Source organism: Guyparkeria hydrothermalis (assembly GCF_023555375.1).
GTDB classification, from domain to species: Bacteria; Pseudomonadota; Gammaproteobacteria; order Halothiobacillales; family Halothiobacillaceae; genus Guyparkeria; species Guyparkeria hydrothermalis.
This window is the reverse complement of the sequence record NZ_JAJSEE010000001.1, coordinates 71,747-98,148: the sequence shown is the minus strand read 5'-3', so window position 1 is coordinate 98,148 and position 26,402 is coordinate 71,747. Positions and strand designations below refer to the sequence as shown.

At 67.0% G+C, this 26,402-nt stretch carries 23 protein-coding genes and 1 pseudogene; 17 read left to right on the top strand and 7 right to left on the bottom strand.

Annotated features, from left to right (window positions below; genetic code table 11):
* Positions 1 to 1,251: a YeeE/YedE family protein gene (locus LV475_RS00450; RefSeq protein WP_136867541.1), complete on the bottom strand. Its 1,251-nt coding sequence runs from the start codon at positions 1,249 to 1,251 to the stop codon at positions 1 to 3.
* A gap of 229 nt (positions 1,252 to 1,480) precedes the next feature.
* Here LV475_RS00450 and LV475_RS00445 point away from each other — a divergent pair, with 229 nt between their 5' ends.
* The 4 genes from LV475_RS00445 to LV475_RS00430 all read left to right on the top strand — a co-directional run bounded on the left by LV475_RS00445 (position 1,481) and on the right by LV475_RS00430 (position 4,174).
* Positions 1,481 to 2,482 carry a glutathione S-transferase family protein gene (locus LV475_RS00445; RefSeq protein ID WP_136867540.1) on the top strand — a complete coding sequence of 334 codons (1,002 nt, stop codon included), beginning with the start codon at positions 1,481 to 1,483 and terminating at the stop codon, positions 2,480 to 2,482.
* Entirely contained in the window at positions 2,479 to 3,207 is a 729-nt protein-coding gene (locus tag LV475_RS00440) for a pirin family protein (protein ID WP_136867539.1), read from the top strand. Before LV475_RS00445 ends, LV475_RS00440 begins: the two co-directional genes overlap by 4 nt.
* A 75-nt stretch (positions 3,208 to 3,282) precedes the next feature.
* On the top strand, positions 3,283 to 3,963 hold the full coding sequence (locus LV475_RS00435) for a hypothetical protein (protein ID WP_136867538.1): 681 nt from the start codon (positions 3,283 to 3,285) through the stop codon (positions 3,961 to 3,963).
* Positions 3,956 to 4,174, top strand: a complete 219-nt coding sequence (locus LV475_RS00430; RefSeq protein ID WP_136867537.1) for a hypothetical protein — start codon at positions 3,956 to 3,958, stop codon at positions 4,172 to 4,174. Before LV475_RS00435 ends, LV475_RS00430 begins: the two co-directional genes overlap by 8 nt.
* 101 nt (positions 4,175 to 4,275) lie before the next feature.
* Here LV475_RS00430 and LV475_RS00425 read toward each other — a convergent pair whose 3' ends face one another.
* Positions 4,276 to 5,220: an MBL fold metallo-hydrolase gene (locus LV475_RS00425; RefSeq protein ID WP_136867536.1), complete on the bottom strand. Its 945-nt coding sequence runs from the start codon at positions 5,218 to 5,220 to the stop codon at positions 4,276 to 4,278.
* A gap of 210 nt (positions 5,221 to 5,430) precedes the next feature.
* Between LV475_RS00425 and ppsA the strand changes: the two genes are divergently transcribed.
* The 9 genes and pseudogenes from ppsA to LV475_RS00380 form a co-directional block, all read left to right on the top strand.
* Positions 5,431 to 7,824 (top strand): phosphoenolpyruvate synthase, encoded by a 2,394-nt coding sequence (gene ppsA, locus LV475_RS00420; protein ID WP_136867535.1) that lies wholly within the window; start codon positions 5,431 to 5,433, stop codon positions 7,822 to 7,824.
* Between the two features lie 65 nt (positions 7,825 to 7,889).
* Positions 7,890 to 9,002 carry an iron-sulfur cluster carrier protein ApbC gene (apbC, locus tag LV475_RS00415; RefSeq protein ID WP_136867534.1) on the top strand — a complete coding sequence of 371 codons (1,113 nt, stop codon included), beginning with the start codon at positions 7,890 to 7,892 and terminating at the stop codon, positions 9,000 to 9,002.
* 3 nt (positions 9,003 to 9,005) lie between these two features.
* Complete coding sequence (locus LV475_RS00410; protein ID WP_136867533.1) at positions 9,006 to 9,476, top strand: HAD family hydrolase; 471 nt, start codon at positions 9,006 to 9,008, stop codon at positions 9,474 to 9,476.
* A 97-nt stretch (positions 9,477 to 9,573) separates the two neighbouring features.
* Positions 9,574 to 10,071, top strand: a complete 498-nt coding sequence (tpx, locus tag LV475_RS00405) for a thiol peroxidase (protein ID WP_136867532.1) — start codon at positions 9,574 to 9,576, stop codon at positions 10,069 to 10,071.
* A gap of 110 nt (positions 10,072 to 10,181) precedes the next feature.
* On the top strand, positions 10,182 to 11,093 hold the full coding sequence (locus LV475_RS00400) for an ROK family protein (protein WP_136867531.1): 912 nt from the start codon (positions 10,182 to 10,184) through the stop codon (positions 11,091 to 11,093).
* Between the two features lie 181 nt (positions 11,094 to 11,274).
* A complete protein-coding gene (locus LV475_RS00395; RefSeq protein WP_156574163.1) occupies positions 11,275 to 11,427 on the top strand; it encodes a hypothetical protein in 153 nt (50 codons plus the stop codon).
* Between the two features lie 199 nt (positions 11,428 to 11,626).
* Positions 11,627 to 13,876, top strand: coding sequence for a sensor domain-containing diguanylate cyclase (locus tag LV475_RS00390; RefSeq protein ID WP_136867530.1), 2,250 nt, complete (start codon positions 11,627 to 11,629; stop codon positions 13,874 to 13,876).
* 88 nt (positions 13,877 to 13,964) lie between these two features.
* Positions 13,965 to 16,316: a 5-methyltetrahydropteroyltriglutamate--homocysteine S-methyltransferase gene (gene metE / locus LV475_RS00385; RefSeq protein WP_250105544.1), complete on the top strand. Its 2,352-nt coding sequence runs from the start codon at positions 13,965 to 13,967 to the stop codon at positions 16,314 to 16,316.
* A gap of 47 nt (positions 16,317 to 16,363) precedes the next feature.
* A pseudogene (locus LV475_RS00380) lies at positions 16,364 to 17,122 on the top strand (alpha/beta hydrolase); the annotation flags it as partial.
* A 431-nt stretch (positions 17,123 to 17,553) separates the two neighbouring features.
* On the opposite strand, the gene LV475_RS00375 reads toward LV475_RS00380, so the two are convergent.
* Positions 17,554 to 18,819: a multifunctional CCA addition/repair protein gene (locus LV475_RS00375; RefSeq protein WP_136866925.1), complete on the bottom strand. Its 1,266-nt coding sequence runs from the start codon at positions 18,817 to 18,819 to the stop codon at positions 17,554 to 17,556.
* A gap of 109 nt (positions 18,820 to 18,928) precedes the next feature.
* Between LV475_RS00375 and LV475_RS00370 the strand changes: the two genes are divergently transcribed.
* Positions 18,929 to 19,900, top strand: a complete 972-nt coding sequence (locus LV475_RS00370) for a sigma-54 interaction domain-containing protein (protein WP_136866924.1) — start codon at positions 18,929 to 18,931, stop codon at positions 19,898 to 19,900.
* Between the two features lie 165 nt (positions 19,901 to 20,065).
* Here the strand turns inward: LV475_RS00370 and LV475_RS00365 are convergent, their stop codons facing one another.
* Entirely contained in the window at positions 20,066 to 22,108 is a 2,043-nt protein-coding gene (locus LV475_RS00365; protein ID WP_250105543.1) for a TonB-dependent receptor domain-containing protein, read from the bottom strand.
* A gap of 239 nt (positions 22,109 to 22,347) precedes the next feature.
* Here LV475_RS00365 and gcvH point away from each other — a divergent pair, with 239 nt between their 5' ends.
* Together gcvH and LV475_RS00355 are read left to right on the top strand one after the other, a co-directional pair.
* Complete coding sequence (gene gcvH / locus LV475_RS00360; protein ID WP_136866922.1) at positions 22,348 to 22,728, top strand: glycine cleavage system protein GcvH; 381 nt, start codon at positions 22,348 to 22,350, stop codon at positions 22,726 to 22,728.
* Between the two features lie 73 nt (positions 22,729 to 22,801).
* Entirely contained in the window at positions 22,802 to 23,164 is a 363-nt protein-coding gene (locus LV475_RS00355; RefSeq protein ID WP_156574149.1) for a diacylglycerol kinase, read from the top strand.
* 35 nt (positions 23,165 to 23,199) lie between these two features.
* On the opposite strand, the gene mreD is transcribed toward LV475_RS00355, so the two are convergent.
* From mreD to LV475_RS00340, 3 genes are read right to left on the bottom strand one after another with little or no spacing between them, the layout of a single operon-like run.
* Positions 23,200 to 23,673 carry a rod shape-determining protein MreD gene (mreD, locus tag LV475_RS00350; protein WP_250105542.1) on the bottom strand — a complete coding sequence of 158 codons (474 nt, stop codon included), beginning with the start codon at positions 23,671 to 23,673 and terminating at the stop codon, positions 23,200 to 23,202.
* Entirely contained in the window at positions 23,663 to 24,601 is a 939-nt protein-coding gene (gene mreC / locus LV475_RS00345) for a rod shape-determining protein MreC (RefSeq protein ID WP_136866919.1), read from the bottom strand. The genes mreD and mreC overlap by 11 nt, the downstream gene beginning before the upstream one ends.
* An 11-nt stretch (positions 24,602 to 24,612) precedes the next feature.
* Positions 24,613 to 25,650, bottom strand: coding sequence for a rod shape-determining protein (locus LV475_RS00340; RefSeq protein WP_136866918.1), 1,038 nt, complete (start codon positions 25,648 to 25,650; stop codon positions 24,613 to 24,615).
* Positions 25,651 to 26,107: 457 nt separating this feature from the next.
* Between LV475_RS00340 and gatC the strand changes: the two genes are divergently transcribed.
* Entirely contained in the window at positions 26,108 to 26,395 is a 288-nt protein-coding gene (gene gatC / locus LV475_RS00335) for an Asp-tRNA(Asn)/Glu-tRNA(Gln) amidotransferase subunit GatC (protein WP_136866917.1), read from the top strand.
* Positions 26,396 to 26,402: the final 7 nt, after the last annotated feature.

Genomic DNA, 26,402 nt, shown 5'->3' with positions numbered 1-26,402 from the left:
TTACCGCGAGCAGCCGCTCGGTCGCTCGCCGGTCGGGTCTTCGTCTCGGAAGGGGTGACAGCGGCGCGGGATCAGGCGCAGGTCGGCCAGCAACGCGCAGGTCAGCGAGCGCCGGCGGCTTTCGGGGTAGAGCGCGCGGTAAAGCATGATCTTGAGCGTCACGAACGCGCCCAGCACGATGCCGCCCAGGGCGATCAGGCTCCCCAGTGCCAGGGTCGAGGCGCCGGACAGGCCCTGGCCCACCGAACAGCCCATCGCGATGATCCCGCCGGTACCCATCAAGAGCCCGCCGATCGAGTAGGTGCCGAACTGCGACCAGGCACGGAATCCCTGCAGTCGGAAATGGCCGCGCACCACGGCCCACATGCCGGCGCCGACGATGACCCCGAGCATGGCGACGATGCCGAAGGTCACGAGACCTAGCGCCGGCGATTCGGCCAGGCGGAGCACCTCGGCGGCCGGCGCAACGAAACTCAGCGACTGGGTGCCGGTACCCTTGGGCGGGTCGAATGCAAGGGCCGCCTCGCTCATCAGGACCTGCCCCATGGGCGAGCCGGTCCAGAGCCAGCCGGCGGTGATCACCAGGCCGATGCCCAGCCCGCCAATCACGTCCGCACGACGCATGCGTTGTCCATGATCCATCCGCCACAGCCAGGCGAGCAGCCCGACCGTGACGACCAGCGCGATGGCCAGTCGCCAGTGTTCCAATGACCCGCCCGGAGTGATGCCCGCGAGCAGGGCGCCCAGATCCTGGTGGCCGATCGAGATGGCCTCGAAACTGAAGTGCGGCCAGGCCAGCGTCTGGTCGACGAACCAGCGCGCCTCGGGCCAGTAGAGCAGCCCGGCGGCGGTCACGCCCACCACGGCGTAGGCCCACAGCGATTTCATGTCCCCCTGGCCGATGTTGACCAGCGTCTTGGTGGTGCAGCCGCCGGCGAGCACCATGCCCACGCCGAACAGCAGGCCGCCGAGCAGGTAGCGCAGCCATGGGAAGTCGGCGGCACGGTAGTTCACCCGCGTCTGGTCGAGATCGAATACCCCGCCGGTCTCGAGCAGCGCGACCCCGAGGATGGCCACCGCGATCGACAACAGCCAGGCGCGCATCCGGCCCGGATCGCCGGTCAGCACCCAGTCGGACACCGCGCCCATGTTGCAGTAGCGGGTGGCCGCGGCGATGGCGCCGAAGGCCAGTCCGATCAGGGCGGCGCCAGCCAGTAGGGTCAGCCAAGGGGTGTCGAACAGTAGGGGCATGAGGCGGTCGTCGATTATCGAAGGGCGAATGTCCCCTCATGGTAGGGCGAAATGCCCGTCAGGGCGTTGTTTTCGCCACAGAATCTCGTGATCGGGGCATAAGTCGGGTATCCGTCGCGGCCGGATGAGATATTACCGAATCGAATCAAAGGTTTCGAATAGTTCGACAACGTCACCGGAAATCTGGTCCATACTCCGGCGCTTGCCAGCACAGTGCCAGGAGAAACGCGTGAGTCTGCTCATCGAGGGGAAACTGCATACCGATTGGTTCGAATCCGAGTCCGAGGGCGGCGAGTTCGTCCGCAAGGACTCGATGTTCCGTCACTGGATCACGCCGGATGGCTCGCCGGGGCCGACCGGGGAGGGTGGCTTCCCGGCCGAGGCCGGGCGCTACCACCTCTACGTCTCCTACGCCTGCCCCTGGGCGCATCGCACGTTGATCTTCCGGGCCATCAAGGGGCTCCGGGACCTGATCAGCGTCGACGTGGTCCACCCGCACATGCAAGCCGAGGGCTGGCACTTCGGCGAATTTCCCGGTGCCACGCCGGACAGCCAGATGGGCGCGCACCACCTCCACCAGTTGTACACCCGGGCCGATCCCAAGGTCAGCGGCATCGTCACCGTGCCGGTGCTCTGGGACAAGCAGCGCCAGACGATCGTGAACAACGAATCGTCCGAGATCATCCGCATGTTCAACTCGGCCTTCGACGACCTGACCGGCAACCGGCACGACTACTATCCGGCCGATTTGCAGGGGGCGATCGACGAGATCAACGCCACCGTCTACGACAACGTCAACAACGGCGTGTACCGGGCGGGGTTCGCCACCACGCAGGAGGCCTACGAGGCGGCCTTCGACCGCCTGTTCGAGGTGCTTGACGAGCTCGAGGAGCGACTGTCCGGCCAGCGTTACCTGGTCGGCAACCGGATCACGGAAGCCGACTGGCGCCTGTTCACTACCCTCGCGCGCTTTGACGCCGTCTATCACGGTCACTTCAAGTGCAACCGGAACCGGCTCGTCGACTTCCCGAACCTGTGGGCGTTCACCCGTGAGCTCTACCAGTGGCCAGGTGTGGCCGAGACGGTGCGCCTCGATCACATCAAGCACCACTATTACGTCAGCCACGACTGGATCAATCCCACCGGCATCGTGCCGCGCGGGCCCAAGATCGACTTCGACCAGCCGCATCATCGCGGCGTTCACCGTGACGAGCGCGAGGTGTTGCTGTGAGTATCGAGATCCGGGATGCCACCGTGATGGCCGAGGGGGCCGGCGCACGGGTCAAGCGCCATCTGCCGCTGCCGGCGTTCATGAACTTCGACCCGTTCGTGATGTTCGATCACTTCGAGCTCGGCCCGGGGACGGGCTTTCCCGAACACCCGCATCGGGGCTTCGAGGCGATCACCTACCTGTTCCGTGGCGAGATCGAGCATCGTGACAACCTCGGCAACGTCTCGACGGTCGGGCCCGGTGGCGCGCAACGATTCACGGCCGGGGCGGGGATCGTCCACTCCGAGATGCCCTCGGTCGAGGAGACCACCAGCGGGATCCAGCTGTGGGTGAACCTCCCGCGTCGGTTGAAGGCCAGCGAGCCTGCCTACGAGGAAGCCCCGGCCGAGACGGTGCCCGAGGTCGACTTCGAGGGCGGACGCGAGCGGCGCATTGCCGGCGAGGGCGGACGGGTCGTCTTGAAGACCGACGCCCTGTATCGCCATGTCCTGCTCGATGCCGGCGGTCGGCACGCCATCGCCTTGCCTGCCGGTTGGCGGGCGATCGTTTATCTCAAGGATGGCGCGGCGCGGATCAACGGGCAGTCGCTCTCGCCGGCGCAGGCCGCCTTCCTCGACGGCGAGACGCGGATCGAGCTCGAGGCGGTCGACGACAGCGAGGTGATGGTGGCGGCCGGCCGTCCGCACGGTGAGCCGATCCGTCAGCGTGGGCCCTACGTCGATTAGCGTCGATCTGACGGGCCGCGCGTTGCCGCGTTGAAGCCGGCTGGGTAGCATGGCGATTTTTTGGACGGTCATTCCATGAATCAACGTTCCATCGTGGCCCTGACGGGCTTGGCGCTGGCGGTCTATGCCGCCTGGCTCGTCTACCTGGGGCTGGTGCTACCGCCCGAGCGCGCGGACGCCCTGTTCAGTGAAACGGGCTGGTTTGAAGACTTGAGCGCGGTGTTCTGGCTGGTTCTGGCCGCGGTGCTGCTGTTTGCCAGACCAATCCGCCTGTCGCGTCGCATCGGCATGGCCGTGATTGCCGCGGCACTGGCTGCCCGCGAGGAGGGCTGGCACAAGAAGTTCACCACCGACAGCCTGTTCAAGTCCGACTACTACCAGATGACCGGCGTCCCGATGGCCGAAAAGCTGATCGCCGGCGCCGTCGCGGTGGGGCTGACGATCACGCTGATCTGGTTGCTGGTGCTGGGCGGACGGGAGATCGTCGGGCGTGGCGGCTGGCGTCGTCCCTGGGGCTGGCTCGCCCTGTTCGCGGTGGCGATCTCGCCGATCCTCAAGGCCGTCGACCGTGGCCCGTCAATCCTGCGGGTGCAGTTCGACATTACGCTGCCGGAGAACATCGACATGGTGATGCTTTCCCTAGAAGAGGGCATGGAGTCGGCCCTGCCGGTGCTGTTCCTCCTTGCCCTGGGGCTGTACCTGATGGACCGCCGATCCGGCGGGACCACGCCCGCCGCGGATCGTGCCCATGGGTGAGGAGTCGGGCGCCGATTTCCGCTGCGGCATCGTGGACGTGCTGGAGGCTGCGGCATTGCACAAGCGGCACGCCGAGGTCCAGGTGGATGGTCGCTGGCGGCGCATTCGGGTCATCGACGTGGTTACCGATCACGGCGAGGACTGGGTGGTGCTTCCCGGGGATGACCGCCTGGCGGTAAGCCGGATCGAGAAGGCTCGCCCGGAGCGGTAGTAAGCAAGGGGTGAGGCAAGGCACGAAAAAAACGGGGCGAAAAGCCCCGTTTTCCGTCGCCGACGCCCGCCTGATGCGACCGGGGGCGCTTGCCGTTCCCCCTACATGCCTTCGAACAGGATGAACGTGCGGTTCATGTTGGTGCGATGCCAGCTGTCGTAGTGCTCGAGATACTTGAAGGCCTCGAGGTCGTCGTTGGCATTCATCACGTCGCTCATGGCCTCGAAGTTGCGGGCCGCCTCGCCGACGGTGTTGACCAGAAAGTCGTAGTAATCGCCGCTGTCGCGTCGGGCACGCTCCATGTCGCTGACGCGGCCATGGCCCGGCACGACGTGTTCGGGGTCGATTTCCTCGAGTCGGGCGAAGGCCTCCAGGCCGTTCTGCGGGTTCGACCACGGGTGAATGCCCAGCAGGCGATCGACGTAGACGAGGTCGCCGGTGAACGCCACGTCGCTTTCCGGCAGGTAGGCCATGGCATCGCCGGGGAAGTGGGCGTTGGTCAGGGAGAGGTCGATCTCGGTGCCGCCGAGCGTGATGGAGGTGGTCTCGCCATCGAGGACCCGGTCGGCATAGGCCGGCCTGGTGCCCTCGAAACGTTCGCCCAGTGCCTCGGGCAGTCGACCTTCCATGTGCTGGTCGGCGAATTCCTGCTGCGACTCGACGGTCTGCTCGAGGGCGATGACCTCGGCACCCTGTTGCTGGAAGTAATCGTTACCCAGCCAGCGATGGTCCTGCACGCCGATATTGACCACCCAGCGGATCGGCTGGTCGCTGACCTTGGCGACGGCTCGCTCGATGTACGGGCCGCTGAAGGCACCCGGGCCGGAGTCGATCAGGATCACGCCCTCGTCGGTCACGATCACCCCGTAGTTGGCGTTCATGCCGTGATTTTCGTAGGTGCGGGCATCGGTCGGCCCGATGATCGCGTACACCGAGTCGGTGACCGGCTCGGCCGTCGGCTGGTAGGTGGTCTCGCCATCGGCATGGCCGAGGGCGGTGGTCAGCAGGGCCAGCGTGCCGGCGAGGAGGGCGGTGAGTCGTTGCATGGGTCTCTCCAGTGAGGGGGTGGTCGAGTATACATTCGTCCGATCGAATATTGTCAAAAAGGTTCCCGCAACGACACCTCGGCCGGTGCTAAGCTCGACCCAAGGTCATGGACACAAGGCCCTGGGCACCAGGGCCATTGTCCGGGCCATGGCCAGGCGATCGGGTCAGGCGATTCGGGGCGGCCGGGATTGATCAAGGGAGAGGCAGTAATGCGCTTTGTGCGGCGATTTTCCGAACTGGGCATGAACGACGTGGCCACGGTGGGGGGCAAGAACGCCTCCCTGGGCGAGATGGTCGCCCAGCTTTCTGAGCGTGGCGTGCGGGTGCCCGACGGGTTCGCGACGACCGCGGAGGCCTATCGCCATTACCTCGAGCACAACGATCTGACCGACCGGATCGGCGAGGTACTCGGTTCGCTCGATACCAACGACGTCACCGCGCTGGAAAAGGCCGGACGGCAGATCCGCGGCTGGATTGCCGAGGGTGAGGTGCCGGCGGACCTTGCCGAGGAGATCGTCGCGGCCTACCGGGAACTGGGCCAGGAGTACGGCGAGAACACGGACGTGGCCGTGCGCAGTTCGGCCACCGCCGAGGACCTGCCTACCGCCTCGTTCGCCGGCCAGCAGGAAAGCTATCTCAACATCGCCGGCGAACAGGCCCTAATCGACAGCATCCGCCACGTGTTCGCCTCGCTGTTCACCGACCGGGCGATCTCCTACCGGGTGCACCAGGGATTCGATCACATGGCGGTGGCCCTCTCGGCCGGGGTGCAGAAGATGGTGCGCTCGGACAAGGCCGCCTCGGGGGTGATGTTCACCATCGACACCGAGTCGGGCTTCCGGGACGCCGTGTTCATCACCGCGGCCTACGGGCTGGGCGAGAACGTGGTGCAGGGGGCGGTCAACCCGGACGAGTTCTACGTCTACAAGCCAAAGCTCGAGGAAGGCTTGTGCCCGATCGTCTCGCGCCAGCTGGGCGTGAAGGCGATCCGCATGATCTACACCGAGGATGCCCGCCACGGTGCCTCGACCCGCAACGTCGACGTGCCGGTCGAGGAGCGCCAGCGTTTTGCGATCACCGACGAGGAGGTGCTGACGCTGGCCCGCTTTGCCGTGGAGATCGAGCGCCACTACAGCGAGCAGGCCGGCGAATTCCGCCCGATGGACATCGAGTGGGCCAAGGACGGCGACAGTGGTGAGCTGTTCATCCTCCAGGCCCGTCCCGAGACGGTCCACTCGCAGCGCGAGGCCGCCACCCACGCCACCTACCGGCTGGAAGAGCGGGGCGAGGTGCTGGTCGAAGGCAAGAGCGTCGGCGAGCGCATTGCCGCCGGGCGCGCCCGGACGATCGAGTCTTCGGCCGAAATGGCGAAGCTCGACGACGGCGAGATCCTGATCACGGACATGACCGACCCCGACTGGGAGCCGATCATGAAGCGCGCCGGGGCGATCGTCACCAACCGGGGTGGACGGACCTGTCACGCCGCGATCATCGCCCGCGAGCTGGGCATTCCGGCGATCGTCGGCTGCGGCGATGCCACCGAGCGGGTGCCCGACGGCGAGGAGGTGACCGTCTCCTGCGCCGAGGGCAGCACCGGGCATGTCTATCGCGGCGTGCTGCCGTTCACGGTCGAGCGGCTCGACCTGTCGGGGACCGAGACCACGCGCACCGACTTGATGATCAATCTCGGCGATCCCGAGCAGGCCTTCCGGCTGGCCTCGCTGCCGGCGGCGGGCGTGGGCCTGGCGCGACTGGAATTCATCATCAACAACCGCATCGGCATTCACCCGCGGGCGTTGCTCGAATATGACCAGCTGGATGCCAAGACACAGGCCGAGATCGATCGGCACACCGTGGGTTTCGCCGATCGACGCGAGTTCTACATCCAGAAGCTCGCCGAGGGCGTGGGCACGATCGCGGCGGCCTTCCACCCGCGGCCGGTGATCGTGCGCCTGTCGGACTTCAAGTCGAACGAGTACGCCGCGATGGTCGGCGGGGCGGGGTTCGAGCCCCACGAGGAAAACCCGATGCTCGGCTTTCGCGGGGCGTCGCGTTACTACGCCGAGTCGTTCGCCGAGGCGTTCCTGCTCGAGTGCGAGGCCCTGCGGCGCGTGCGCGAGGGGATGGGCCTGACCAATGCCCAGGTGATGTTGCCCTTCGTACGCAGCGTCGAGGAGGTCGACCGGGTGCTGGCCCTGATGGCCAAGGCGGGGTTGGAGCGCGGCCGGCACGACCTCAATGTCTACCTGATGTGCGAGATCCCGGCCAATGCACTGCTCGCCGAGGAATTCCTCGAGCACGTCGATGGCTTTTCCATCGGCTCGAACGATCTCACTCAGCTGACATTGGGGGTCGATCGCGACTCCTCGCTGATCGAGGGGCTCGACGAGCGCAACCCGGCGGTCTTGAAGCTCATGGCCATGGCGATCGCCGCCTGCCGCGAGCAGGGCAAGTACATCGGGATCTGCGGTCAGGCGCCCTCGGATTTCCCCGAGATCAGCGAGTGGCTGGTCGAGCAGGGCATCTCGAGCCTGTCGCTCAACCCTGACAGTCTCCTGCCCATGCAGCAGACGGTGCTCGAGGCCGAAAAACGGTTGGCATAACCAGACCGGATTGGTCCGATTTTGCTACCCTAGGGGGCTAAGCCAATAGCGGAGTGACGAGATTGATGGGCCTGTTCGGCAAGAAGCGCAACGCCAACGACGAACGAACTGCCGAGATCCAGCGAGCGGTCGAGGCGATTCACGATCCCAACAACGACCAGACGCTGGCCGAGTCGGGGGCGGTCGAGCGTGTCGAATGCGGCGACAAGTCATGCCAGATCGATATCGTGCTCGACTACCCGCCGGGGGACTGGGAGGCCGAGCTGACCAGTCGGGTTCGCGAGGCAGTCGCCGGCGTTGATGCCTCGCTTGCCCCCGCCGTCACGGTGGCCTTTGTTGCCCCCGAGGGCTCGGCCCTGCATGGCAAGCCCCTGCCGGGCGTGAAGAACATCATCGCGGTGGCCTCGGGCAAGGGTGGCGTGGGCAAGTCCAGCACTAGCATCAACCTCGCCCTGGCCCTAGCGGCCGATGGCGCGAAGGTGGGGCTGCTGGATGCCGACATCTACGGCCCGAGCCAGCCGCGCATGCTGGGTAGTCACGAGAAGCCGCGCCAGGTCGACGACAAGTCGATGGCCCCGGTCGAGGCCCATGGCCTGCAGACCATGTCGATCGGATACCTGGTCGACGAGGAATCGGCGATGGTGTGGCGTGGCCCGATGGTCACCTCGGCCCTGATGCAGTTGCTCAACGACACCCGCTGGGACGGCCTGGATTACCTGATCGTCGACATGCCGCCGGGTACCGGCGACGTGCAGCTGACGCTGGCGCAGAAGGTGCCGGTGGCCGGCAGCGTGATCGTCACCACCCCGCAGGAAATCGCCACCCTGGACGCGCGCAAGGCGATCACCATGTTCAACAAGGTGAACGTGCCGATCCTGGGCGTGATCGAGAACATGGCGACCCACGTCTGCTCGAACTGCGGTCACGTCGAGGCGATCTTCGGCGAGGGCGGCGGCGAATCGATCGCCAGTCAGTACGGCACCGACTTGCTGGGCCGCCTGCCCCTGGATCTGCGGATCCGCGAGGACCTGGATGCCGGCACCCCGACGGTCGCCAAGGACCCGTCCGGCGCGCTGGCCGGCACCTACCGTCAGGCCGCGCGACGGCTTGCCGCGGGCCTTGGGCGTGCCGTGCGTTCGGAGCAACAGGCCGGACCCGAAATCGTCATCGAGGAGTAAACCATGCTCGAAATCACCATCCCCAGTCGGGGCGTCCTGCACCTGTCGCACCTGGTGCTCGACTACAACGGCACGCTCGCGCTCGACGGCGCCCTGGTCGAAGGCGTGGGCGAGCGCCTGCACGAGCTGTCCAAGCACCTGGACGTCCACGTCATCACCGCCGATACCTACGGTGACGTCGAGGGGCGACTGGCGGACCTGCCGGTGACGCTCTCGACCTTGTCCGACCACCTGCAGGACGAGGCCAAGCAGCGCTACGTGCGCACGCTCTCGGCGCGTGAATGCGTCACCATCGGCAACGGGCGCAACGATGCCCTGATGCTGGCCGAGGCCGTGCTGGGTGTCGGCGTGATGCAACCGGAAGGGCTGTCACGCCACGCGCTGGATGCCTGCGACGTGATCTGCCCCGACATCAACAGCGCCCTTGATCTACTCTTGAAACCCAAGCGGCTGATCGCGACGCTGCGTAACTGATACGCACTGGCGGCGCCCTGCGAGGCCACCGCCATTTCGACCCATTTCGACAATCATTTCAGCCAGTTCGACTGGCCCAAGAGAAAGGAGGCAATCCATGTCCCAGGTCACATTCAAGGGCTCGCCCGTCAACGTTGCCGGCGCGCTGCCGTCCGTGGGTGACAAGGCGCCCGCGTTCTCGCTGACCGCGAGCGATCTTTCCGACAAGGGGCTGGAGGCATTTGCCGGCAAGAAGAAGGTGCTCAACATCTTCCCGAGCCTGGATACCGGCACCTGCGCCCAGTCGGTGCGCGAGTTCAATCGCCGCGCCGGCGAACTCAACGACACGGTCGTGCTGTGCATCTCGATGGACCTGCCGTTCGCGCAGGGTCGCTTCTGTGGCGCCGAGGGGCTCGATGATGTGGTCACCCTGTCCGCTTTCCGTCATCCGGAGTTCCTCGACGATTACGGCGTGCGCATCGCCGACGGCCCGCTGGCCGGATTGGCCGCCCGTACCGTCGTGGTGCTGGATGCCGACAACACGGTGCGCCACGTCGAGCAGGTCGGCGAGATCGCCGACGAGCCGAACTACCAGGCCGCCCTCGGCGCGCTCTGACGAAAGAACTACCGACTGCCTGGCACCCGCGGGGTGCCGGGCGACCATCGGCCCGGCACGTGAACGGATCGCGGCCGGGCCGTTGTCTTTTCGAGCAGGGGAATAAGGCGATGAGCAATCGACTGGGCGTCGACCTGGGGGGCACCAAGATCGAGGTGGCGGTACTGGACCCCGACAACCACATCCGCTGGCGGGAGCGCGAACCCACGCCCAAGGGTGACTACGCCGGGACGGTCGAGAGCATGGCTGCGCTGATCGAACGCGCCGAGCGCGAGTGCGGTCGGGCCGACGGCATCGGGGTGGGCACCCCCGGCACGATTTCGCCGCGTACCGGCCTGATCAAGAACGCCAACTCCGTGGTACTCAACGACCGACCGCTCAAGGCGGATCTCGAGGCCCGCCTGGGGCGCGAGGTGCTGATGGCCAATGACGCCAACTGCCTCGCGCTGTCCGAATCGGCGGATGACGGGGCCGCGGCGGGTGCCGATTCGGTGTTCGGCGTGATCCTCGGTACCGGCGTGGGCGGCGGGCTGGTGATCGATGGCCGGGTGCTGGTCGGGCGTAACGCGATCGCCGGCGAGTGGGGGCACAACCCGTTGCCCTGGGCGGAGGGTGACGAGTCGCCCGGCCCGGCATGCTGGTGTGGCCTCAACGGGTGCATCGAGCAATGGCTCTCCGGGCCGGCATTCGAGCGCGATCACGCCGAGCGCAGCGGCGAGTCGCTAACCGGCGAGGCCATCGTGGCCCGTGCGCTGGACGGCGACGAGGTGGCCAACGCGAGCCTCCTCCGCTACGAGCGGCGCTTGGCACGCGCGCTGGCGCACGTCATCAACCTGTTCGATCCTGACGTGATTGTGCTCGGCGGCGGGATGTCGAACGTCGACCGGCTCTACCAGAACGTCCCGGCGCAGTGGGACGAGTTCGTCTTCTCCGACCCGATCAGCACGCGTCTGGTGCCGCCACGTTTCGGTGATTCGAGCGGGGTACGCGGGGCGGCGTTCCTGGGCGAGTCCCTTGCCTAATTTCTGGCCGATTCGCCGGGCCAACGCCTGCGCTGACGCTGTTTGCCGATCGATCGCTCACTCCGGCGAATACTGCAGTGATGCGCTGGGTTGATAGGTCCATAAGCAGGGTCTAGATTCAGACCCATGACCTGGCCTGACCAAGGCGGTCATGCGATCAAACAATCGGAGGTTGATTGTGATGGACATCGAACTGCAAATCGTACTGGTCAGCATCCTCGCCATGATCGGCATCATCGGCATGCCTCTGTACGCCTTCTGGATGCTGTGGAAGAAGTCGGGCGAGGCCAAGCACGCCCAGGAAGAGCGACAGCACCAACATCAGCACAGCTAACGCCGCTTGAACGCTCGGTGGTCGAGTCCGGACCACCCGGGAACCCGAATTGAGGAAGGCCGGTGCCGCAAGGCACCGGCCTTTTCGTTTGTCGAATCCGGAAAAGAGCCAGCATTTGCCTAGGCTGACTAGCCGTACGGACCGCGCTCTAAGCTAGACTGGTTTTATCGGGTAATCCGCATCAAAGGAGAGATCGGTGGTGGGCAGTCTCCACACCGGCCGGCGGGCCGAAAACCAGGATATGCCGGGGCCGTTTCGTGGCGGCTCGCGGCCTCGCTATGCCCGTCTCAAGCGCATGCTTCCGTCGTTGGTCGCCGGCCTGGTGGTCAGTGGCGTGCTGCTGGCCTCCACGTGGGTGGTCGAACGGCAATTGACCACGGCGGTCCTGCAGGCCGATCTGGATGACCTGGCCCAGATCCGCACGCGCATCGAATCCCAGCTCAACCAGGCCTCGAATGTGTCCGACGGTGTTGGGGCGATGATCGAGGTCAACCACGGGCTCGACGTCGACAGCCTGCGCTCCGTCGCCGACCGGATGCTCGAACGCACGCCGGTAATCCGGTCGATCGCGATCGCCCCGGACAACGTCATCCAGATCAGCATTCCGCTCGAGGGCAACGAGGCGGCAATCGGCGTGGATCTCGCCGCTCATCCGATTCAGGGGACGTCGTTGCGCCGCGCGATGCAGACGGGTGAACCCGTGCTGGGCGGGCCCTACGAGCTGGTGCAGGGCGGTTACGCGGTCATCCACCGGGTGCCGGTCTTCTTCGACACCGACGGTGACGGGGCCGAAGAGTACTGGGGCGTGGTATCCACGCCCATCGACGTCATGCGGCTGTTCGAGAGTGCCGGGGTGAGCGACCGACTGAACGAGGGCAGCCTGGCCGTGCGCGGCATGGATGGCCTCGGGGCGGACGGGGCGGTCTTCCTGGGCCAACCGGAGCTGTTCGCCGAAGGCGATGTCCTGACCACCCCCGTGATCGCCCTGGACGGGCGCTGGCAACTGGCCATGCAGCCCAGCCAGCCGCCCGCGATGGTCACGTGGTTGACGCGCGCCGCCGAGCTGCTCGCCGTGCTGGTCGGCCTGCTGGTGATCTGGCTGGCCGTGCGCTGGCAGGCACAGCAGCGTTCTCTGGTCGATTCCGAGCGACTGTTGCGTGACGTGACCTCCAACGTGAGCGACGTGGTGTTTCGCACCGATCGCCGCGGACAATTGGTGTACGTCAGCCCGGCCTACGAGCGGATGGTGGGACGTTCCGAACAGGGCGTCATCGGGGCGTCCTGGCTCAACCTCTTTCCCGAGGAGGAACGGCGACGCATCCGCGAGGCGGCCGAGCGCATGCGGGGGCGTGGCCGCGCCGGCACCGGTCAATCGCGCCTCGAGCGCGTCGTGTTGACCACGAGGCTGGTGCGCAACGACGGCACGGAAGTGCCCGCCGAGGTGCGCGTCGAACCGGTTGCCACCGCGGCGCAAGGGCAGTCCGGCCTGGTCGGCACGCTCACCGATCTCTCCGACCGGCAGGCGTTCGAGCAGCTCGAGGGGCTGGCCACGGCCGTGTTCGAGGGGGCGGGGGACGCCATCGTCATCCTCGACCGTTTCCGGCACGTGCTGGCCGTCAACCCGGCCTTCGAGCGGCTGGTGGGGCAGTCGTCCAAGGAACTGGTCGGGGCGCGCCTGACCACCCCCGAGGTACTGGATCACAGCCGTCGACGACTCGAGGCCTGTGTCCGCGGCCTGCGCCAGCGCGGGCGCTGGACCGAGGAGCTGGCCTGTCGGCTGCCGGACGGTCGCGAGCGCGTGCTGGGCTGGTCGGTCGACCTGATCCGTGACGATCGTCGCCGGGTGAGCCGCTACGTCGCCGTGATCAGCGACGTCACCGTTCGCCATCGCCGCATGCAGGCCATGCACCATCGCGCCCTGCACGACCCGCTTACCGACACGCTCAACCGCTCCGGGCTCGAGGAACGCTTCGAACAGGCCCGGTTGCATGCCATCCGCGAGGGTACGGGCATCGCGTTGGCGTTCGTCGATCTCAACGGCTTCAAGCCGATCAACGACACCCTGGGGCACCACGTCGGCGACGAGGTGCTGCGCGAGGTGTCACGGCGCCTCTCCGGTGTGGGTCGTCGCGAGGACATCGTGGCGCGACTGGGCGGCGACGAGTTCGTGGTCGCCTTCTACGGGGTGCGCAACGACGCGGACATGGTCCGCCTGGGTGACGCACTGCTCGAGGCGCTGCGGGAGCCGATGATGCTCGGTGGCACCGCGCAGCTGATCCACGTGCAGGCATCGATCGGTTTTGCCCGGTTCCCGGACGATGCCGACACGCTCGATGGCCTGATGCGGCGCGCCGACGCGGCCATGTACCGCGCCAAGGAGAAGCGTGACGACACCGTGGTCTTCCATCGTGACCTGGTCGCGGCATCCGACTCCACCAGTCATGAATGAAAATCATGTAAAAAGAGAATAAGGCGCGACGAAATGCATGTTGTCTTTCGATAGGGTGAATCCACATCCATTATCGAGAGTCACCGACATGACCGCCGCGACCATCCCGCCCGTCACCCATACGCCCTTCACCAACAAGCTCGTCACCCACACCCTCGGCTTCCCCCGCATCGGTCAGAATCGTGCCCTCAAGTGGGCCCTCGAGGACCATTGGCGCGGGACGTCCGATCGGGTCGCCCTGCACGAGACCGCCCGCCAGGTGCGCGACGATTCCCGCCGATGGCACCGTGAGGCCGGTATCACGCGTCCGGCCTGCGGCGATTTCACGTTCTACGACGGCATGGCCGACCTGTGCCTGTTGTTCGGCCAGGCACCGCAACGGTTCGGCGACCGGCCCAATGACCTCGACTCGCTGTTTTCCCTGGCGCGTGGGCAACAAGGAGAGCAGGGCAGCCTCGCGCCGCTGGCGATGACCAAGTGGTTCGATACCAACTATCACTACCTGGTGCCCGAGCTGGACGCGGCACGCCCATTCCGGCTCGATGCCGGGCGCCTGCTCGACGAGATCAAGGAGTCGCTCGCCGACGATCCGTCCAGCAAGCCGGTACTGATCGGGCCGCTGACCTTCCTGTGGTTGAGCGGGGGTGCCAGCCGGGAGGAGCGCCTGGCCCGGGCGCCGGAACTCGCCCATGCCTACGCCGCGCTGTTGAGCGAGATCGCGGCCCTGGGCGCCGAGTGGGTGCAACTGGACGAGCCGATCCTCGGGCTGGATCTGCCGGCCGACTGGCTGGCCGCGTTCGAGCCGGTTTATCACCGCGTGAAGACACCGGGACTCTGCCTGATGCTGGCAAGCTACTTTGCGCCGATCGACGGGCGATTGTCCCTGCTGGCCGGCCTGCCGGTCGATGGCCTTCACGTCGATGCCTCGTCCGGTGGCGAGCTCGACGCGATTGCCGATCGTCTGCCGGCGTTCAAGGTGCTCTCGGCGGGGGTGCTGGACGGTCGCTCGATCTGGCGTGCCGACCTGGCCGCGCTGCTTGATCGACTCGAGCCGCTGCATCGACGCTTGGGAGACCGCCTGTGGCTGGCGCCGAGCTGTTCGCTGTTGCACCTGCCCCTCGACGCGGGCGAGGAGTCCCAGGCTGACACGGCGCTGCCGCCAGCCTTGGTCGAGAATTTGAGCTTTGCGCGTCAGAAACTGGTTGAACTGCAATTGCTGGCGCGGGGGCTGGCCGAGGGGCGCGACGCCATTGCCCCTGAGATCGAGGCGGCCACGGCCGCCCGCCAGCGTCTGGCCGCGTTGCCGGGACGACGGGATGACGCCCGCCGCGAGCGGTTGAGTCGATCGCTCGACCGTGAACCCGTCCGCCGTCACGCCTACCCCGATCGGGCCAGGGCCCAGCAGGCCCGGTTGAGGCTCCCGGCGTTTCCCACCACGACCATCGGCTCGTTCCCGCAGACCGACGAGATCCGGGCGACGCGCCGGGCCCATCGGCGCGGGGAAATCGACACGAACGCCTACGAACGGGCGATGCGTGCCTCGATCGCCGACACCATCGCCGAGCAGGAAGCCCTGGGTCTCGACGTCCTGGTGCACGGCGAGCCCGAGCGCAACGACATGGTCGAGTACTTCGGTCAGCAACTGGATGGATTCGCCTTCACTCGTGCCGGCTGGGTGCAGTCCTACGGATCTCGCTGCGTTAAGCCGCCGATCATCTGGGGTGACGTGGCGCGTGCTCGTCCGCTGACCGTCGAGTGGAGTCGCTATGCCCAGTCGCTCACCGATCGGCCGGTCAAGGGCATGCTCACCGGCCCGGTCACGATGCTCTCCTGGTCGTTCGTGCGCGATGACCTGTCCCGTGAAGCGGTCGCCTACCAGCTTGCCGCGGTGCTGCGCGAGGAGGTCGCCGACCTGTGTGCCGCCGGTATCGCCGCGATCCAGGTGGACGAGCCGGCCTTCCGCGAGGGATTGCCCCTGCGCCGCGCCGGCTGGGATGGCTATCTCGACTGGGCCGTGCGCGCCTTCCGGTTTGCGACCGCGTTGGCACCGACCGACGTCCAGATCCACACCCACATGTGCTACAGCGAGTTCAACGACATCATCGCGGCCATCGCCGCGCTGGATGCCGACGTGATCACCATCGAGACGACCCGCTCGAACATGAAGTTGCTGGATGCCTTCGCCGAGTTCGAGTATCCCAACGAGATTGGCCCGGGCGTCTGGGACATTCACTCGCCGCTGATCCCGAGCGTGGCGGAGATGGTCGACCGGCTGGAACTGGCGCTGGACAAGGTGCCGGCCGACCGATTGTGGGTGAACCCCGACTGCGGGCTCAAGACGCGCGGCTGGGAGGAGGTGCGCGCCGGATTGCGCAACCTGGTCGCCGCGGCGCATGAATTGCGCGAACGGGCACGCATCCGGTCATCCCGCGCGCGCTGAGTCGGTCTACACTCCGTGGCCCTGCGCGATGACCACGGAGCAAACGCGTGAAACGAATCCTGACCGCGATCACCGCGGCGAGTGTGACCCTGCTGAACCTGACTGCCTGTTCGGGGGCGCGGGTCCTCGAGTCACTCGCACCGAGCGAATCGGTGGCCGTGACCCGTGACGTGGTCTTCGATGCCGAGCGCGAGTTGTCGCTGGACGTCTACCGCCCCGTCGATGCGACCGACGCGCCCGTGGTGGTGTTTTTCTGGGGCGGTAGCTGGCAGTCGGGCGATCGTTCCACCTACGGGTTCCTGGGGCGGACACTGGCGAGTCGCGGACTGGTGGTGATGATTCCGGACTACCGCGTCTACCCGGAGGTGCGCTACCCGGCGTTCCTGTGCGACTCGGCCCGCGCGGTGGCCTGGGCCCGCGAGCAGGCCACGGCGTACGGCGGCGATCCCGCACGGCTATCGCTGTTGGGGCATTCGGCCGGCGCGTACAACGCCGCGATGCTGGTCACCGATGCACGCTATCTCGAGTCCGTGGGTGGCGGGCGCGACTGGATTGCCAGCTGGGCGGGACTTGCCGGCCCCTACGATTTCCTGCCGTTGAACGACGCCACGCTCGAGCGCATCTTCGAGCCGGCCGACCCGTTGGCATCCAGCCAGCCGGTCAACTGGGTCGATGCCGACGTGCCGCCGACGCTGCTGGTGGTGAGCGCGGACGATCCGGTGGTCGATCCGCGCAACACCGAGCGCCTCGCCCGCCGGCTGGAACAGTCCGGCGTGCCGGTGGAGTTGTTGCGCGTGGATAACCTGCGTCATGCCGGGCTGGTGATCAGCCTGTCGAACGTGTTCCCGTTCGGCGAGGAAGTGCTGGCGACGGTGTCGCGGTTCTTACTTGGTCCGGCAACCCCGGATGATGGGATGCCCGGGCCGGTTCATGCGAGCGCCGAGGCTGGCACGCCGGCTAGGGAAACTCTGCACGATTCGATGACGTCTCTGCGGGACCTCCAAGGGCCCAGATGCAAGGCGCAGTCCGCCGAGAAGGGCCGTCGCCCTTTACAAGGGCTGCAACGCCGCAGATGGGGCCCTTGGAGGCCCGCCCGGACGGGGCTCGCGGGTTTGTCCGCACTCGGCGTTGCCGTCCCTCGACGGGCAATAAGCCCGCCTTCGGTCCGGCGCCTTGATTGCGAACAAACCCGCGAGCCAGAGATGCCATCGAATCGTGCAGAGTTTCCCCTGGTGACTCAGGTCGAGTCGCCGTCTTCCGGGGCCGCGCGCAAGGCAGCGACCGCACGGATGCGTTCCCGCCTCAGGGCCTCGCCGAGTGCCTTGCCGCGAATGCCCCGTTCGAGCAACGGCTGGGGCGAGACGGCCGCGACCGCGGCGCGCACCCGGCGCAGCCAGTCGCCCTCCGGGTAGTCGACCGATTCCTTGCCCGGTTTGCCGCGCGAGTCGGCGTGGCAGACGGTGAGGATGTCGTCGAAGCGTTCCGGGCGTCGCAGGGCGTCGAGCTCGTCGAGCAGGTCCACCAGCGTGGCATCCCGCATCTCCAGGGCCCGATGGATGCGACCGTGCTGGGCGGTGACGGTGATGGCCAGTTCGCGGACCGCCTTGGAGGTGCGCAGGCGTTCGCAGAGCGCCCGGGTCGGCTGGATGCCACGCCGTTCGTGGCCGATGTGACTCGGCCATTCCTCGCGCGGGGTCAGGGCCTTTCCCAGGTCGTGGCAGACGGCGGCGAAGCGCACCGCGACCGAGTCGCTCAGCCCGGCGGCGGCATCCAGCACCAGCAGGGTGTGGATGCCGGTGTCTACCTCCGGGTGGTATTCCTCGGGCTGTGGCACGCCGAACAGGGCCTCGACCTCGGGGAAGGTCGCGCCGAGGGCATCGACCTCGTGAAGCACCGCGAAGTAACGCGAGGGCCGCTCGGTGCCCAGGGCCTTGACGGTCTCGGCCCAGACGCGTTCCGGGACCAGGTCGGCAAGCTCGCCGCTGTGGCTCATCTCCCGCATCAGCGCGGCGGTGGCACCGTCGACCTCGAAGCCGTGTGCGCCCAGTTGCGCGGCGAAGCGCGCCACGCGCAGTACGCGCAGCGGGTCTTCGACGAAGGCCGGGCCGACGTGGCGCAGTCGGCGCGCCTCGAGATCGGCCTGACCGCCGAAGGGGTCCACCAGTTCGCCGTCCTCCCGCATCGCCATCGCGTTGATGGTCAGATCCCGCCGCGCGAGATCGTCCTCGAGCGTGACCTCGGGGGCGGCGTGGACGGCAAAGCCGTGGTAACCCCGGCCCTGCTTGCGCTCGGTGCGGGCCAGCGCGTACTCCTCACCGGTCTCGGGATGCAGGAACACGGGAAAATCGGCGCCGACCTGGCGAAACCCGCGTTCGAGCATTGCCTCGGGCGTGGCCCCCACCACGACCCAGTCGCGGTCGACGACCTCGCGACCGAGCAATCGATCGCGCACGGCGCCGCCGACGATGTAGCACTCGAGGTTGTCGGTGACCGAATCGGGCATCGTATCTCCGGGTGATTGAGTCGGGTTTGGGTGGCAAAAGCCTGCTTTATCATGACGGTTGGCGGCGGTAGACTACCGCCCGAACCAGTCACGTTGCGGACACAAAGTCATGAACGCGAACCCCTATCTTGAGGCATTGCAGAGCCAGTCGCCACGTTTCGAGTCCACGCTGCGCAGCATCGGGCTGGTCGCGGCGACCGAGGCGACGGTGCTGATCACCGGCGAGACCGGCACCGGCAAGGAACTGGCGGCCCGGGCCATCCACGCCGGCTCGCCGCGCGCCGCGCGTCCGCTGGTGACGGTCAACTGCGCCACCATTCCCGACGAGCTGGCCGAATCGACCCTGTTTGGCCATCGGCGTGGGGCGTTCACCGGGGCGCTCGCCGACCAGCCGGGCCTGGTCGACCAGGCCGATGGCGGCACGCTGTTTCTCGACGAGTTGGGCGAGTTGCCGTTGGCGCTGCAGGCCAAACTGCTGCGGCTTCTGGAGAGCGGCGAGACGCGCGCCGTGGGCGAGACCGGCACGCGCCGGGTCGACCTGCGCGTGGTGGCGGCGACTCATCGGGATCTCGCCGGCATGGTCGAGGCAGGCGAGTTCCGCGCCGACCTGTACTTCCGCCTGGCGGGCGTGCCGATCGAGCTGTTGCCGCTGCGGGATCGTCAGGGCGACGTCGACTGGCTGTTCGGCCGCTTTCTGGAGGAGAACGCGGCCCGCAACGGGGTGGCCTTGCCGCGGCTGACCGCGCGTGCCACCGGCGTGCTGCGGCGCTACCGCTGGCCGGGCAACGTCCGGGAGCTCAAGCAGCTCGCCGAGCGGCTGGTGATCTTCCACCCGGGTGGGGTAGTCGACGTCGAGGCATTGCCGCCGGCGATGCGCTCGGCGGCCCAGAGCGAGCACGGCGGACCGATCGCCCCCGGTTTCCTGCTGCCTGAGGGCGGCGTCGACCTGGAGGCCGTCGAGAGCGACCTGCTGCGCCAGGCCCTGGTCCAGAGCGGTGGCAACAAGTCGCGCGCCGCGCGCCTGCTCCATCTCAGTCGCGATACGTTTCTCTATCGCCTGAAGAAGTTTGCCATCGAATAGCGGCGCGGCTCATCGGGCCCTCAGCCCCGTGTCGGTGCATGCCGGCACGGGGCTTTTCGTTTGCGGTGCCGGCGTGCGTGGGGCGATCTCGGCAGCAAAAAAAACGGCAGCCCATGGCTGCCGCAAGGCCACGCCGCGGCGTGACAGTCTGGAGAGAGCAAGGGATCAGAAGGTGGCGGTCAGGCGCGCCCAGACGGTGCGGCCCGGTTCGTTGATGCGCGCGGTCGGGTCGCCGAACACGCTGCTGTAGGCACGGTTGACGTGCTGGGCGTAGGTTCGGTCGAAGAGATTGTCGATACCGGCCTCGAGGCGCCAGTGGCGGTGGATGTCGTAGCCGGCAGTGAGGTCGAGCACGGCGTAGCCGGCGGTCTCGGAGGTGTCGAGTCCGCTTTGTTCATCGATGGCCTCGGCGCGCGCGGCCCAGCGCAGGACCACGGCGCCGTCGAGGGCGCCTCGCTCGGCGTGCAGGCCGAGATTCCCCGACAACGGCGGGATCTGCGGCAAATCGCGGGAATCGCTGGTGTTGCGGCCACGCACGTAGCTGACCTGGGCCTGGGTCGTCAACCAGTCGGTCACCGCGTAGCTCAGGTCGAGCTCGCCGCCGTAAAGGCGCGCGTCGACGTTGCGGAAACTCGTGGTCATCGGCATCAGGCCCGCGATCTGCCGATCCTGCAGGATGTAGTTGTCGACCTGGTCGACGTACAGGTTGGCGTTGGTAACGAGCCGCTCGCCTTGCCAGGACAGGCCGGTCTCGACCTGGTGATGGATCTCGGGTTCGAGGTCCGGGTTGCCCACCTTCATGAGGTTGCCGTTCATCAGCGTGCTGAGGTAGCGCTGGGTGAGGTTCGGGGCGACCGCGGTTCGGCTGATCCCCACGTGCCCCGCGAGATTGCCGGTGAACGTGTGGTGGTAGCGGAGCAGGGCGCTGATCGCCGAGTCGCTCTTCATCTCTCGGGCGGACTCGCGGATGGCGATCGGCACCATCGGGTGCGTCGCGATGCTCTTGTCGAGGCGCGAATCGATCTCGCTCTCGAAACGATCCACCCGCAGGCCGGCGCGCAGCGCATTGCGTGCATCCACTTGCCAGTCGCCTTCGACAAAGGCACCCATCTGGTCGGTCCGGCCATCGGGCCATTGGCGGAACATCAGCATGTCGGTCATCCCATTGAACGCTTGGGCATCCTGTTCGACGCGCTGGAAATCGAGGCCGTAATCGAGCTCGACCTGGTGGATGCGGGAAGACGCGGTCAGGCGCGCGGTGGTGGTGTGCGATTCGGCCGGCGCTTCCATGGGCATCGGGGCGGTAAGCTCGCGCAGGCTGTAGTTGTCCATGAGGTGATCGACATTCGCGCGCGAGACCTCGAGCCGCAGGGCATCGACCGGACCCTCGAGATCGCCGAGACGGCCGTCGAGGCGATAGATGGTGGCGTTGTCGAACACCGAATCCATGCCGGAACCGGCGTAGCGGGTATCGAGCATCCGGTTGCGATCGATGGACACCTCGATACCGGTCGCCTCCGACACGCGGTAGCCGCCGATGATCGTGCCGCTGCGCTGCTTGAACGACGAGGGCACTTCGTTGCCGTCACCGTCCTCGTAGTTCTCGCCGTTGCCGATCTGGCCGATCACGCGGCCGTAGGCGTTGCCGTCGCTGAGTAGCACGTCCGCGCTGGTCTGGTCGGCCAGGCCGTTGCTGCTGGTGGCAAAACCGAGGCGTGACTGCATGCCGGCTTCGGCGGCACGCTCGACGGTGTTGCGGGTGAGCTCGATGCGGCCGCCGCTGCCGCCCGGGCCCCGGGTGAGGGAGGTCACCCCCTTGTGTACCTCGACGGCATCAAAGCCGGCCAGATTGCCGAAGCTCGTCGGCGGGTCCATGCGGTTGGGGCAGGCGTTGGCGATGCCCGCGCCGTCGAGGAGCACATTGAGCTGGTGTTCCCGTTGCCCGCGAATGATCGGATCGAGCCCGTGCCCCGACATCCTGCCGGCCTCCACCCCGCTGATCTCGCGCAGTGTTTCGGCCAGGTCGGCCCTGGGCGCGGTTTCCTCGCCCGTCAGCGTGGCCGGTTCGTCGATCGCCGGCGGTTCGGCGGCGGTGATCAGGATCGTCTCCAGGCCCTCGGCCTCAGCGGCCTGGCAAGTGGTCATCAGGCCGGCGAGGATCGAGGCGCGCAGCAGGGTGGGTCGATGCAGGGGGCGGCAGACGGTCATGCGGTGGTCATCCCTCGATGGTTCGTTATACGTCACGATTGGTTCCCCTCTGGTTTGCAGAAACCGGGCCATCGATAACCCATTGATTTGTCGTTGTCCGAGGGAGGCAATCCGTGGCAGGTGGCCCATGCGGTGCGGCAAATGCCGCGGTGTGGCGAGGCCGGTAATCGAGAAGGGCCGTGGTTTGTGCCAGAATCGCGGGCCTGTTTACCCGCTTAACCTGATGTAAGGAGTCGCCCATGGAAATTCGGCAGGATCGGCGCTACGGCGAAACCCACGAGTGGTACACCGTCGAGGACGACGTAATCACCGTGGGCGTGACCGAGCAGGGTCAGGAGATGCTGGGCGACGTGGTGTTCGCCGACCTGCCGGACGTCGGGCAGGCGGTTTCCGAGGGCGCGCCTTGCGCCACGCTCGAGTCGGTCAAGGCGGCATCGGACGTGCTTTGCCCGGTTGATGGCGAGGTGCTCGAGATCAACGAGGCACTCGAGGACAGTCCCGAACTGATCAACGACGATCCGCTCGACGAGGGCTGGATCCTCAAGATCCGCATGGAGGGCGAACCGGCCGACTGGATGAGCCCCGACGAGTACGGGCGCATGCTCGAGGCGACCGACTGACCGCGGCGGCGCGTTTGACCGATTGGCCGCCAGGGACGAAAGACAGGCTCGATACCAAGCCGGAGAGAGGCCGATGGCATCCGAACAGAATTACGGGCTCCGGCGCGTGTGGTTTGCGTTGCGCTATTCCCTGCAAGGGTTACGCGCGGCATGGCGCAAGGAGGAGGCGTTCCGTCAGGAGATCGTGGTGGCGCTGGGGGCCGTGCCGGCGGCGTGGTTCGTCGGCGACACCGCGCTTGAGCGGGCGCTGCTGATCGCGGTCGTGCTGCAGGTGCTGATGGTCGAGCTGATCAACACCGGAATCGAGGCGGTGGTCGATCGTATCGGACACGATCCGCACAAGCTGTCCGGACGCGCCAAGGACGTCGGCTCGGCGGCCGTGTTGATGGCGATCGTGATCGCCGCCGTGGTCTGGGGCGTGCTGTTGTTCGACTGACGTGGTCCCGGGCCCGGGGAGGCCCGAGCTCCGGGTCAACGCTCCGAGATGCGTGCCAGTCGGCTGAGCAGGAAGAACACCACCGGCCAGGCCGCCAGGTTGCTCAGCGCCCGCGAGAGGTAGGTGGCCATGGAGACCAGATCGTTGGCCACGCCCTCGACCCACAGGGCCACCATCAGGAACACCAGGGTGAATGTCGCGATCAGCAGCGCCTGGGAGAGCAGTGGGGCCACGCTGAGGCGTTGTCGCAGGGACAGGACGAGGAAGACCGTCAGGGTGAACAGCAGGGCGTTGAGTCCCAGCAGCCCGTTGGTGGCCACGTCGAGCATCAGCCCGGCGATCCAAGCATAGATCAGTCCGGCCTGAGCCGGGCGGTAGAGCGACCAGAAGATCACCGTGAGCAGCAGCCATTGCGGGTTGTGCACCTGCACGGCCGCCGGCAGCGGCAGCAGGGTCAGTGCCAGCGCCGCAATGCTCGTCAGGAGAATCGCGAACCAGCTAGTCGTCATCGCTCTCCCCCGTAGCCGTCGTGGCGGACTCGTCTGGTGCCGGCGCGACGGCCGGGCGCTCGAGAGTCTCCCCGGGTGTTCCGCCTGCCTTGGGCGAGGCATCCGGGGCATCCGGGGGCTCGGTAATCACCAGCACGTGATCGAGACGTTCGAGGTCGGCGACCGGTTCGGCAATCAGCCGGATGAAGCCCTGGGCCTCGTCCATCTCGATGGTGGACACGCGGGCGACCGGGTAGCCGCGCGGGAAGGCGGTGTCGATGCCGGAGGTGGTCAGCAGGTCGCCCGGTTCGATCGCGGTGCGCTCGGGCACGCGTTCAACGACCAGTTGCCGGTCGCCGGTGCCCCGGAGCAGGGCACTGCGGCCGGTATCGCCGAGGATGACCGAGAGCATGTGGTCGCGAGAGGTCAGCTGGATGACGGTCGCCCCAAAGCGCGTGCTGCGCAGGATCTGGCCGACCACCCCGTGGGCGTCGATGACCGGGTCGCCGGGGCGCACGTCATCGCCAAAGCCGCGCCCGATGGTGAAGAGATTGCCCCGCAGGCTGGGCGGGTGACCGATGCGCCGGGCGAGCAGTACGCCCGGAATCGTGCTCGCCTCGCCGTCGAGCATGGCGCGGAGCTCGTCTACCTCGCGTTGCAGGGCGACGAACTGCTGCATCTGGCCGCGTAGCAGCGTGTTCTCCTCGCGCAGGCGCTCGACCTCGGCGTGCAGCTCGCGGCGTTCCACGAACCATTGCCCGATGCCGCGGGCCATGACCACCGGCTGGTGGATGGTCTTGATGATGCCGTCGGTCGCCCCGCCCAGCCCCTGATCGAGCTGACCGACCCAGCGGGTGCCGATCCGGTCGAGGCTCATCAGGGCGATCGATACCACCACCAGCACCAGGAGCAGGTTGAGTCCGGGCCGGTGGGAATCGAAAAGCGCCATGACCGGCGCCGTTACTCGTCAGCGAAGAGGGTGTTGTTGCGCTGGTCGATCAGCTCGAGCACCTTGCCGCCACCGCGCGCCACGCAGGTGAGCGGGTTCTCGGCGACCACCACCGGCAGACCGGTCTCTTCCATGATCAGCTTGTCGAGATCCCGCAGCAGGGCCCCGCCACCGGTGAGCACGATGCCGCGCTCGGCGATGTCGGCACCCAGTTCCGGCGGCGTCTGCTCGAGGGCGGCGCGCACGGCCTGGACGATGCCGAACAGCGGCTCTTGCAGCGCCTCGAGGATCTCGTTGGAGTTGAGGGTGAAGCTGCGCGGCACGCCCTCGGCCAGGTTGCGGCCCTTGACGTCGATCTCGCGCAGTTCCTTGCCCGGGTAGGCCGAGCCGATTTCCTTCTTGATCCGCTCGGCGGTCGCCTCGCCGATCAGGATGCCGTAGTGGCGACGGACGAAGGCGATGATCGATTCGTCGAACTTGTCGCCACCGATGCGTACGGAGGAGGAGTAGACGATGCCGTCAAGCGAGATGACGCCCACCTCGGAGGTACCGCCACCAATGTCGACGACCATCGAGCCGCGCGGCTCGTCGACGTCGACCCCGGCGCCGATCGCCGCGGCCATCGGTTCCTCGATGATGAAGGCGCGGCGGGCGCCGGCCGAAAGCACGGATTCGCGGATCGCGCGGCGCTCGACCTGGGTCGCGCCCACCGGCACGCAGACCAGCACGCGCGGGCTGGGGCGGAACCAGTGCGAGGAGTGCACCTTCTTGATGAAGTGCTGCAGCATCTTCTCGGTGACGTGGAAGTCGGCGATCACCCCGTCGCGCAGGGGGCGCACGGCGTGAATCGACTTCGGCGTGCGGCCGACCATCTGCTTGGCCTCGTTGCCGTAGGCCTGGATCACGGTCTGACCGCCATCGTTCCGCAGGGCGACCACCGAGGGCTCGTCGAGGACGATGCCCTTGCCGGACACGTAGATCAGGGTGTTTGCCGTGCCCAGGTCGATGGACAGGTCGGTGGAGAAGATGCCGCGGAAGCCTTTGAACATGGGGGATATAACCGAATGATGTCTATTGTTATGTGGTCGAACCGGGGAGCGGTTCGTGAGCGCGCTGCCGCGGCGAGACGACAGCGCCTGAGTCCTTTCCCGTTCGCGCGGCGCGATGGACCTGCCTGGCCGGCAGGCAACCTCCCTCGGTATCGGTCCGTCGACCGACCGCGATGAGCCGCGAAAAATAAGCGGTTACGGTAGCAACATGCGCGCTTTCAGGCAAGTGCCGAACTCGGCAGGCAGGCGCGGCTGTGGTAGGCTTCGCGCCGGATTTCCACCCGCCGGCACGCGCCTTTCGACAGGCGACCCGCCGGCGGGTTCCCATCGCCGTCGGGTGAATGCCTTGGCGAACGGCCGCGCGGCCGGGTGGGGGCGGATACGTCAAGCCACGTTACGTGCCAATCTCACCAATTTCACGTTACACGCCAATCACGTTCCTTGAGGGATGACGACCATGTCGTTGACCAACGATCAACTGCAAGCGGTGGCGCACCTCGCCCGGATCGCCGTCGAGCCGGACTGGGCCGAGGCGCTGCGCTCGGATATCAACGGGATCCTCGAGCAGGCCGACCGCCTTGACGACCCGAGGCTGAACGACCTCGAGCCGATGGCCCATCCGCTCGACCAAGTGCAGCGGCTGCGTCCCGACGAGGTCACCGAGACCGACGACCGCGAGACCCTGATGGCCGCCGCCCCGGCACAGGAAAACGGCCTGTTTTTGGTGCCCAAGGTCATCGAATGAGTCGAAC